The following is a 9,946-nucleotide window of genomic DNA, read 5'->3' on the forward strand; positions in this document are numbered from 1 at the left end:
CTGGTTCCTAGTTACTAGCTACTAGATACAAGCCACAAGCCACAAGCTACAAGCTGCTGGTCCCTGACTGCTGGATTTCTCAGGGGAAGAGGACTACGTCAGTGGTGGATGGGAGCGCCTTCGGCGCGATTGGGATCGGGATCGGGACCGGGATTGAGATCGGGATCGGGACCGGGATTGGGATTGGGATTGGGATAATTTAGTGGCTAGTGGCTAGTGGCTGGTTCCTAGTTACTAGCTACTAGATACAAGCCACAAGCCACAAGCTACAAGCTACAAGCTACAAGCTGCTAGTCCCTGACTGCTGGATTTCTCAGGGGAAGAGGACTACGTCAGTGGTGGAAGGGGGGGCGAGCGAAGCGAGCCCATGCCGCCTTTGGGTGTGCAGCCGCTCTGCGGCTGGGATCGAAGATCGGGATCGAGGATCGGGGCCGCCAGTATGATAAAACCGTACAACCGCCCTGGCGGGCGAAGGAAAAGAGTTTCCCCCTTGCCCGCTTCGCGGGACTTCCCCCGCAAGCGGTGGCAGAACAAGGCTCCGCGAATCATTTTTCTCAAAAGTTGCTCTACATTAAGCACGGGTTGTAGTCCCACCGCACAGCGGGGGGAAGGTGGTGCCGTAGGCACCAAAGGGGGGAAAGCCACCAGAGGTGGCTAACTCACCACCAAGGTTAGAGTGACTTATGTGATAGAAAGGCATTCCCGTAACGCTGACTTCCTACTTAGTGGCCCGAAGGGCAATCCACAACCCTCGGGCCGTAGGCCCGTCAAACCTGAGAACCCTCCGGCCAAAGGCCGGTCAATCTTAAGAACCTTTTCCCACCCCTTTCTATACAACCCTTCTACACAACCTGCGGCGTCAGCCGCCACCACAACCTTCGGGCCCTGCGGGCCCGCTCCCCCTTTGGTGCCGCAAGCGGGGGCACAATAGTTTGAGGGAGCCGCAAGAGGGGGACAATAAAATATAAGAACAGAAAACCACCGTCCTCGATGAGGACGGTGGTTTTCTGTTGTAGATTATGGCCGGCTCTGCCCCGAACCGGCCATAGGCGGCGGGGGAGCGGGTTTTCTTTTATTTTTCTGCAGCTGCAGGAACGGCGTCGGCGGGATCTTTGCCGGAGACGATGGCTTCGTTGTCTGCTTTTGCTTTTTTCAGGTCGAAGCGGTCGGAGACGAATCCGTAGAGTGTCCAGCCGAATACGGTGACGATGGCGCCGTAGGTCATGGCTTCAAAGCCGGAGGCGTAGCATGCATAGAGGCTGTAGAGGGATGCGATGAATGCGATGAACTTGGTTGTTTTGAGTTCGCTGCCCAGATGGTCTACGGCTTTCATGATGACTACGATGGAAGCCATGCAGAGGAGGTAGGGCATAATGTTGGTGATAACTGCCAGGTTGACCAGTGTCTCGAACTGTTCGTTCAGAGAGGGGCTGATGGTCATGAGGGAGAAGAGGGACTGGATGATGGTGATGGCTACCATGCCGGCGATAGGTGCACCGTGGGAGGTGACTTTTTTCAGGAAAGCGGGGAAGTAGCCTTCATCACTGCCTGCCTTGAATACGTTGGCAATGGTGAACTGCCAGCCCAGGAGGGAGCCGAAGCAGGAGAGGACCATAAGGCCCATGATGATCTTGCCTACGGTGCCGCCGAACATCTGGGAGAATACGAGGCCGAAGGGGGCGGAGCTGGAAACGAGGGTGTCGGCAGGAACGATACCGAAGATGATGTTGGTGGAAACGATGTAGCAGGCTGCTGCCAGCAGGGTGCCGCCGAGAACGGCTTTCGGCACGTTCTTTTCAGGATTGTCCACGGCGTCGGCGTTGGCGCAGGCGGATTCCATACCCAGGAATGCCCAGAGGGTCATGGTGATGGCGTTCATGGCTGCTTCGCCGAATCCAAGGTCATGTACGTTCCAGTTAGCGGAGTACATGGATGGGGAGAACCAGAACCAGCCTACGAATGCCAGGCCGATACAGGGGATGATGACGCCCCATACGGTGATGGAGGATACCTGTCCGGTATACTTGGCGCCGCCGAAGTTGAGGACGGTGGCCAGCCACAGGGTGAAGATGGTGGCTGCGCAGGTCATGACGGGGTCCAGAGTGGTATCCAGGAAGCCCAGGGCATAGCCTACGGCTGAAATGGCTATGGCCGTGTTGGCAAAGATCAGGGACACACCGTAGGTGTAGTTGGCAAGGAAGTTGCCTGCCTTGCCGAAGGAATATTCAGCGTAGCCGCCCATGCCGCCGCCTTTTTTGCTGTACATGCCGCACTTGGCAAATACATAGGCAAGTGCCATGGAGCCTACGGCAGTTACAAGCCAGGAAACGATAGACAGGGCGCCTACCTGGGCCAGCTTGGACGGGAGCATGATAATGCCGGAACCCATCATGTTCACTGCTGTCAGGATGGTGAGCTGGAAAACGCTCATTTTATTTGCTTTGCTCATGATTATCTCCTTTGACAGGAAGGATGGGGAAATCCTATTTCCCCGCTTCCTGATGAGTCATTATTTCTTTTCAAATTCCTTTTTCAGTACATAGCCGTAGGCATGTTTCTTTCCGTCTTCACCGGTCTGTACGTATACGCCCTGAATTTCAGGAGCGAAGCCGGGGAGCTGGTTAATGCCTTCTACCAGGTCAAGGAAATAGGTGACAGCGGTTTTGGACCATTTTTCACCGGGGTGTACGCAGAGTACTCCTGGCGGATAGGGGAGAGCGCCTTCCAGTGCGGTGCGGCCTTCTGCTTCAGCCAGGTCCACCAGTTCGCCGTGGGCTCTCATGAATTCATACTGCGCTTCCTGTGGATTCATTACGTATTCCGGGAAATAGTCCTTCAGGAAGAGCTGCTTCTGCAGGGTGGAAACTTCACGGTCCTTGTAGAAATCGTGCATTTCCTGGCAGAGACGGCGGATGGTGTATCCTCTGTATTTTTCTTCATAAGCATTGTAGATGGAAGGAAGAACTTCGGACATGGGTGCATCCTGGTCAATGAGCTGTTCGAAACGGATGAGTTTGGCCACCAGGTCATTCATCTTTGTTTCATTTTCAGCGGGGGTCATGAGGAAGAGAATGTCGTTCAGGTCGCATTTTTCCGGAATAATGCCGTTTTCACGGAGGTAGTTGGCCAGAATGTTGCCGGGAATGCCGAATTCTTCATAGCCGCCGTTTTCCACATCAATGCCTGCGGTGACGAACTGCAGCTTCATGGGGTCGATGAAGTACTGGCCCTTGCCGTAGCCGTCGAAGCCGTGCCATTTGGCACCCGGTTCGAAGGCCCAGTAGTTGATATCATTGGCCATTTTTTCCGTATCCCCTTCTTCCCATTTCTTTCCGTAAACAACGGGGGGAACGAGAGGACGGATGTAGTGGCAGTTGCGGAGTACCTGTTTTCTGGTTTCAATGACCAGTTTCACAGCGTCTCTCCAGAGCTTCTTCCCTGCTTCCCCTTCATGCATCTTGGCATTTACGTCAAGGGCAGCGAAGAGCTGGTACAGCGGGGAGGTGGAAGCGTGCATCATGAATGCATTGTTCACTCTCTTATGAGGTACATAGCGGTCCTGGCCTTTGATGTGGGAGTCCTTCTTGTGAATCTGGGAGGTCATGGAGAAGCCGGCCTGCTGTTTGTGGACGGACTGGGTAACGAAGATGCCCGGGTCTTCCGGTCCGAGATCCAGGAGAAGGGGAGAGCAGTCTTTCATCATGGGGATGAACTGTTCATAACCTACCCATGCGGAGTCGAAGAAAATGTAGTCGCAGAGGTGGCCGATCTTGTCTACTACCTGGCGGGCATTGTAGATGCAGCCGTCGTAGGTGCCCAGCTGGATGACTGCCAGACGGATGGGTCTCTTTGCCTTTGCTTTCACCGGATCCTTTTCAGCTACCAGCTTTCTGATGTATTCTTCGTTGAAGCAGTGTTCCGGAATGCCGCCGATGGAGCCGAATGCATTTCTTTCTGTTTCCAGGTAAACCGGTGTAGCTCCTGCCAGCACCAGAGCACCGTGGTCGATGGATTTGTGGTTGTTGCGGTCGAAGAGGACGATATCGCCGGGGGTGAGGACGGCATTCAGCACCACCTTGTTGGAAGTGGAAGTGCCGTTCAGTACGAAGTAAGTCTTGTCAGCGTTGTATACCCTTGCTGCATGCTTCTGGGCTGCCAGTGCCGGGCCTTCGTGAATGAGGAGGTCCCCCATGGCTACGTCTGCATTGCACAGGTCAGCTCTGAATGTGTTTTCGCCGAAGAAATCGTAGAATGCGCGGCCTGCCGGGTGCTTTCTGAAGAAAGCGCCGCCCTGGTGGCCTGGGCAGTCAAACTGGGAATACCCGTTTTCCACATACTTCTCCAGATCCTTGAAGAAAGGAGGAAGCACATTGTCTTCATAGTGGGAAGCAGCGCTCTCAATCTGGCGGTTATAGAAATCGTGGTCTGTTTCATTCAGATCGATAACCCGGTATACCTTGCTGATGACTTCATCAGCCACCGGACCTTCCTTCGTGCGGATCAGAAGAACAGGAATTTTGAAGGCAAAAATCATTTCCTTCTGAAGAACATCGGTGTCAGTGTCTGCAATGACCACAGCACCCACATCGGTGAAGTCGGTATCATTCACATTGACAGCTTCCCTTGCCGGAATGCTTCCGAAAATTTCGAGGGCTTTGTCAGAATAAGCGATTTTTAAATGTTTCACGATTGAAACCTCCTGTACTGAACATTTTGTTATGAATGTAGAGGAAGCGGTGTGTGCACAGCACCGCACCTCCGAATCCCTTACACAGGACTCATGTCCTTTACTGTGCCTATTGTATAGAAAAACGAAGAAATACTCCAATACCGATTCTTTTCGAAAATGGAAATACGGAAAAACCATTACAATTTGCATGGATAAAAGAAATCAGGCATAACTAATAACAGAATTGTTATTAGTTATGCCTGAGGATAGCAGAGTATGGATTCAATGCATTTCATGGGCTGAGGAAAATGGATATAATGAGCAGAAAGCTCGGGCGCCATATCGGGATGGGAGGGATGAAACAGGCGAAATGGAAGATGGAGGACTCCGGCGGAGAGGGAAAAAGGGATGGAAATGGGAGGGGTATTATATGTAAATATAATAATAGGGGATTTGGGATACGAGGTGAAGAGATAATGATATCAAAAAAGTTATTGATTAGAATCGGGATGCGCCTGCGGCGCGATTGGAATCGGGATCGGGGTCGGGATAATTTAGTGGCTAGTGGCTGGTGGCTGGTTCCTAGTTACTAGCTACTAGATACAAGCCACAAGCTACAAGCTACAAGCTACAAGCTGCTAGTCCCTGGCTGCTGGATTTCTCAGGGGAAGAGGACCACATCAGTGGTGGAAGGGAGCGCCTGCGGCGTTCGTGGTCGTGGTCGGGGTCGGGGTCGAGATCGGGATCGGGACCGGGATCGGGGGCCGCCTGCGGCGGCAGGTGGTGGGCGCCTTTTGGAAATATGGGGGCGCCAGTATGATAAAACCTTTACAACCGCCCTGACGGGCGATGGAAAAGCACTCCCCCTTTGGTGGCTGGCGCCACCACCTTCCCCCCGCAAGCGGTGGGACAACAACCCGTGCTTAATGTAGAGCCACTTATAAGCGAAATGTTATACAGAGCTTTATTGTCCCCTGTGCACATCCTGCATAGGATGTGCAAGTCGGGCAAAGTAAGGCGCCTAGCCTGCCCATAAGGGCGCTTTCCTTTTGTCGCCCGACCGATACAGCGGGGTGGCAAGGGAACTGGATTTGTAGGGGAACGCAGTGACCCGAAAATCCAGTGACACGCTTCCCACCGGGGCAAAGGTGGTGCCGTAGGCACCAAAGGGGGGAAGGCCACCAGAGGTGGCTAACTCACCACCAAGGTTAGAGTGACTTATGTGATAGAAAGGCATTCCCGTAACGCTGACTTCATAAGCATTGCCCGCAGGGCAATCCACAACCCTCGGGCCGTAGGCCCGTCAAACCTAAGAACCCTCCGGCCAAAGGCCGGTCAATCTTAAGAACCTTTTCCAGCCCCTTTCTACACAACCTTTCTACACAACCTGCGGCGACAGCCGCGCCCCTTTTTATACTGCGGCGCAGCCGCCACCACAACCCTCGGGCCCGGAGGGCCCGCCCCCTTTGGTGCTGACGCACCACCTTTACCCATAGGGAAGCGTGTCACTGGATTCTCAGTCGCCCAAGGGCTCCCTACGAATCCAGTTCCCTTGCCACCCCGCAAGCGGGGGCACAATAGGGGGAGGGAACCCTCTGAACCTTTCTTCGCCCCTTGAAACACAACCCTTCTACACAACCTGCGGCGTCAGCCGCACCCCCCCTTTTTAGTTGCGGCTGTGCCGCCACCGCAACCCTCGGCGCCACAGGCGCCGTCAAACCTAAGAACCTTCAGGCCGAAGGCCTGTCAATCTTAAGAACCTTTTCCTCTGAACCCAGTGGCCCCAAAGGCCGGTCAATCCTAAGAACCTTTCTCTATCTCCCTCTCACTTTCCCGTTGACACCATCTCCTGGGGGTGCTATACTCATTTCATATATAAAGCCTTTGAACAGGAAGAGTAGTCCTGACGGAAGCCATCCAAGGGAGCCGGCGCAAGTGGAAGTCCGGTATGGCAGTCTTGATGAATGGGCCTGGGAGGTGCTGTCTCGAGCCGGATGGGGTAGAGGCAGACGGATTTCACCGTTAGAGGAAGAAGAGCTGGGCATTTGCCAATCTGGGTGGTACCGCGGAATATATCCTTTCGTCCCTTTGCGTAGAGCAGAGGGATGGAAGGATTTTTATTTTACAGGAGGATTTCATATGGAACAGGTCATGGACGTATCAAAGCTTGTCTTTACGAAAGCGAGGGGAGGAAGGTTCCGCTGGCTGACCATTTCCACGCTCATGCTTGCCATCGGCATGCTGCTCCATCTGGTGTCCCCGTCGGTGGCGGGTTTTACGCCGAACTGGATGATTGCCTGCTATGTGGTGGCCATCCTTCTGACGAAGCCCAGCTACAAGCAGTGCCTGGGCATCTGCATGGTGGCGGCTCTCATGGAAGTGTTTACCAGTAAGTCCGCTTTCCCCTACGGCGATTTTGCTTCCGAATTCTTCGGTGCCTATGTGGCAGGTTTCTTTGCCCATTCCGTGCCGCCTATCAAAATCGGAAAGTTTTCTCTCCGTCCTGCCATTGCAGGTTTCATTACCACCTGCGTGTCCGGTTTCACCTTTGTTTCTATCCTGACCCTGGTCATGGGCATTCCTATGAAGGTTTATCTCTACGGTATGCTCCCCGCCGTGGTCATGGTGGGTGTAGGAAACGGCATTATTACGCCTTTCCTCTATTTCCCGGCGCTCCGTCTTTTCAAATCCATGCACTACATGGCGGAGTCAGATGTGGAGGACAGCGACCACAGCGGTCTTAACCTGGTTCCTCAGCAGGAAGGGGTTATCTCTGTGGAACATCTCAGCTACACCTATCCCTTCTCTGAAAAGAAGGCGCTGGACGATGTATCCATGGCCGTAGGGAAAGGGGATTTCGTGGTAGTTACCGGCCCTAACGGCGCAGGCAAAACCACACTTCTCATGTCCATGGCCGGCGCCATTCCCCATTACTACGGCGGTACCATGGAGGGCATGGTGTTCACCGGCGGCAAAGCGGTGACCCAGCATTCCATTGCGGACCTGGCTTCTTCCATTGGCGTCATCCTTTCAGACTACAAGGCCCAGATTGTCACATTGACGGTGGGGGAGGAAATGGCATTCACCCTGGAGAACCATGGTTTCCCGCCGGATGAAATCCGCCGCCGGTCCAAAGAAGCTCTGGCCAAGGTGCATCTGGATGGACTGGAAGAAAGGAAGGTATCTACCCTTTCCGGCGGCCAGTGCCAGCGTCTGGTGGTGGCTGCAGTGCTGGCAGAGGAACCGGAGGTACTGGTATTCGATGAACCGACCTCTGCCCTGGACCCCGAAGGCATCCGCGAATTTTATGAAATGGTGGGCGAACTGAACCGGAAGGAAGGACTCACGGTGATCGTGGCAGAGCACCATCTGGAAGCGGCCCTGCCCTATGCAAAGAAATTTATTCTTATGAATAAGGGAAAGATTATCAGCCAGGGCAAACCGGAAGAGGTGATGCGGGTTATGAAGAAAGACCACATTTATGAAGAAGCCATTCCGGATATGTACAGAGCCCAGCTGACACTGGAAGAGGAAGGGATTTCCTTTGAAAAGCCCTTCCTGAATATTAAAGATGCAGAGCAGTCTGTGGTGGATTCATTCGAGAAAGGAGGGAAGGACCATGCTTGAACTGAGAGATGTATCATTCCGCTATGCAAAAAATCTGCCTCTGGTACTGGACCATGTATCCCTCTCCTTCGATAAGGGAGAATTCGTGGCCATTACCGGCAGAAACGGCAGCGGCAAGACCACCATTACCCGTCTTCTGACGGGACTGGAAAAGCCCGCTTCCGGCAGCATCCTATATAACGGCACCGATGTGACGAAAGAAGACGCTTCGAAGAGAAGCCGTTTCATCGGCTACGTTTTCCAGCAGCCGGACCGGCAGATGTTCATGCCTACGGTCAGGGAAGAAATCGCCTTCGGACCCTTCCATCAGGGAAAACGGGGACAGGAACTGGAAGAGGCCATCGACCGCGCCATGGCGGACACGGATACCGAAAGCCTTTCTTCCGAATATCCCAGAACCCTTTCCCGCGGCGACCAGCAGCGGGTGGCCATCGCCTCCGCCCTGGCCATGGATACGGAATACCTGGTGCTGGACGAACCTACCAGCGGACAGGACGGCAGAGAAAAGAAAAGGCTCATGGCATTAATGGAAAGACTGCAGCAGAAAGGCATTACCATCATTCTTGTCACCCACGACATGGACATCGTAGCAAGGGACTGCACCAGAGTGGTAGTCATTGCAGGCCATAAAGCCGTCTTTGACGATAAGCCGGAAATCTTATTCTCCGAAGCTAACCGCCCCGAAGACTGGGGCCTGGCCTATCCGCCGGCTGTCCTTCTGGGACGGCGCCTCCCCGGCGCTCCCTACTGCCGGGACATGGACAGCTTCTGCAGGGAATTTATGAAACGGAAAGGAGGCGCTGCCTTATGAGAAACCTGGTACCACTTACAAAAATCCTTTTAACCCTGGGCACCGCCGTATGGGCCATTGTTCTTCATAAGCCCGAAAGCCTTCTTGCCCTCTGCGCATTGGAAGTGCTCATCCTTCTCGTTTCCGGCGAACTCTTCAAAAATTTGAAAGCCCTCATTATGCTCATCATTTTCGCAGCCCTTCTGGGAGCCATCGAAAAACTGGGCGGCGGCAGCACCGAAGAATCGGTGGTGGCAGCCCTCCGCATGCTGGGCATGACCATCATCTTCATTTACCTTTTGGGCACCGTGAAACTGCAGGACCTCACCGCCGCCATGGTGCGCCAGCTCAAAGTTCCCTATGAATACGCCTTCATGTTCACCGCAGGACTTCGCTTCATCCCCGATTTCATAGAAGAAAACAGAGCCGTCTCCGAAGCCCAGGCCTGCCGCGGCCTGGCAGTGAAAGGCAACTTCTTCAAACAGGTGAAGCGCTACATGTCCATCGTAAGACCCCTCATGCTCCGCTCCCTGGGAAGAAGCGAAACCATGGCCCTCTCCCTGGAACTTCGAGGCTTCGGCGGCTCCAGAAGAACCTTCATGGAAAGCGTGGCGCCCAAAGGGAAAGACTACCTTTTCATGATCCTCATCCTCATCGTCACCGCCGCTGTTATTTACGGACGGGTGAAAATGGGAATGTAAAAAAAGCACCCTGCTGGGGGTGCTTTTTTTGACACGCCCTGCGGGCGTGAGGGTTGACGGCCCTTCGGACCGAAGTTTGACGGGGCTTTCGCCCCGAGGGTTCGCAGGTTGTGCGCCAGTTCGGCGTGTATAGTATAGTCTGGTGAAAGTCCAGACCCG

5 protein-coding genes and 1 other annotated feature are annotated in these 9,946 nt (G+C 54.0%); of the genes, 3 read left to right on the forward strand and 2 right to left on the reverse strand.

The genetic code is table 11. The features are described 5' to 3' along the window. Positions 1–1,072 precede the first annotated feature (1,072 nt). Positions 1,073–2,449: a putrescine-ornithine antiporter gene (potE, locus tag Q0482_RS01835; protein WP_299142625.1), complete on the reverse strand. Its 1,377-nt coding sequence runs from the start codon at positions 2,447–2,449 to the stop codon at positions 1,073–1,075. Positions 2,450–2,509: 60 nt separating this feature from the next. Further along, the gene (speF, locus tag Q0482_RS01840; protein ID WP_299142627.1) at positions 2,510–4,687 is read right to left on the reverse strand and encodes an ornithine decarboxylase SpeF; all 2,178 of its coding nucleotides are present in this window, start codon (positions 4,685–4,687) and stop codon (positions 2,510–2,512) included. A 1,857-nt stretch (positions 4,688–6,544) separates the two neighbouring features. Then, positions 6,545–6,760: a binding site (T-box leader), on the forward strand. A gap of 48 nt (positions 6,761–6,808) precedes the next feature. Here speF and Q0482_RS01845 point away from each other — a divergent pair. The 3 genes from Q0482_RS01845 to Q0482_RS01855 are packed head-to-tail and all read left to right on the forward strand — an operon-like array spanning position 6,809 to position 9,787. Further along, a complete protein-coding gene (locus Q0482_RS01845; RefSeq protein ID WP_299142628.1) occupies positions 6,809–8,296 on the forward strand; it encodes a tryptophan transporter in 1,488 nt (495 codons plus the stop codon). Continuing rightward, positions 8,289–9,107, forward strand: a complete 819-nt coding sequence (locus tag Q0482_RS01850) for an ABC transporter ATP-binding protein (RefSeq protein WP_299142630.1) — start codon at positions 8,289–8,291, stop codon at positions 9,105–9,107. The genes Q0482_RS01845 and Q0482_RS01850 overlap by 8 nt, the downstream gene beginning before the upstream one ends. Continuing rightward, the gene (locus tag Q0482_RS01855) at positions 9,104–9,787 is read left to right on the forward strand and encodes an energy-coupling factor transporter transmembrane component T (protein WP_299142631.1); all 684 of its coding nucleotides are present in this window, start codon (positions 9,104–9,106) and stop codon (positions 9,785–9,787) included. Before Q0482_RS01850 ends, Q0482_RS01855 begins: the two co-directional genes overlap by 4 nt. Positions 9,788–9,946 lie beyond the last annotated feature (159 nt).

The organism is uncultured Dialister sp., assembly GCF_937959425.1.
Taxonomy (GTDB): domain Bacteria; phylum Bacillota; class Negativicutes; order Veillonellales; family Dialisteraceae; genus Dialister.

Coding starts and splice junctions, on each gene's coding strand:
- potE (WP_299142625.1), bottom strand. CDS start 2,449: ATGAGCAAAGCAAATAAAATGAGCGTTTTCCAGCTCACCATCCTGACA.
- Q0482_RS01845 (WP_299142628.1), top strand. CDS start 6,809: ATGGAACAGGTCATGGACGTATCAAAGCTTGTCTTTACGAAAGCGAGG.
- Q0482_RS01850 (WP_299142630.1), top strand. CDS start 8,289: ATGCTTGAACTGAGAGATGTATCATTCCGCTATGCAAAAAATCTGCCT.
- Q0482_RS01855 (WP_299142631.1), top strand. CDS start 9,104: ATGAGAAACCTGGTACCACTTACAAAAATCCTTTTAACCCTGGGCACC.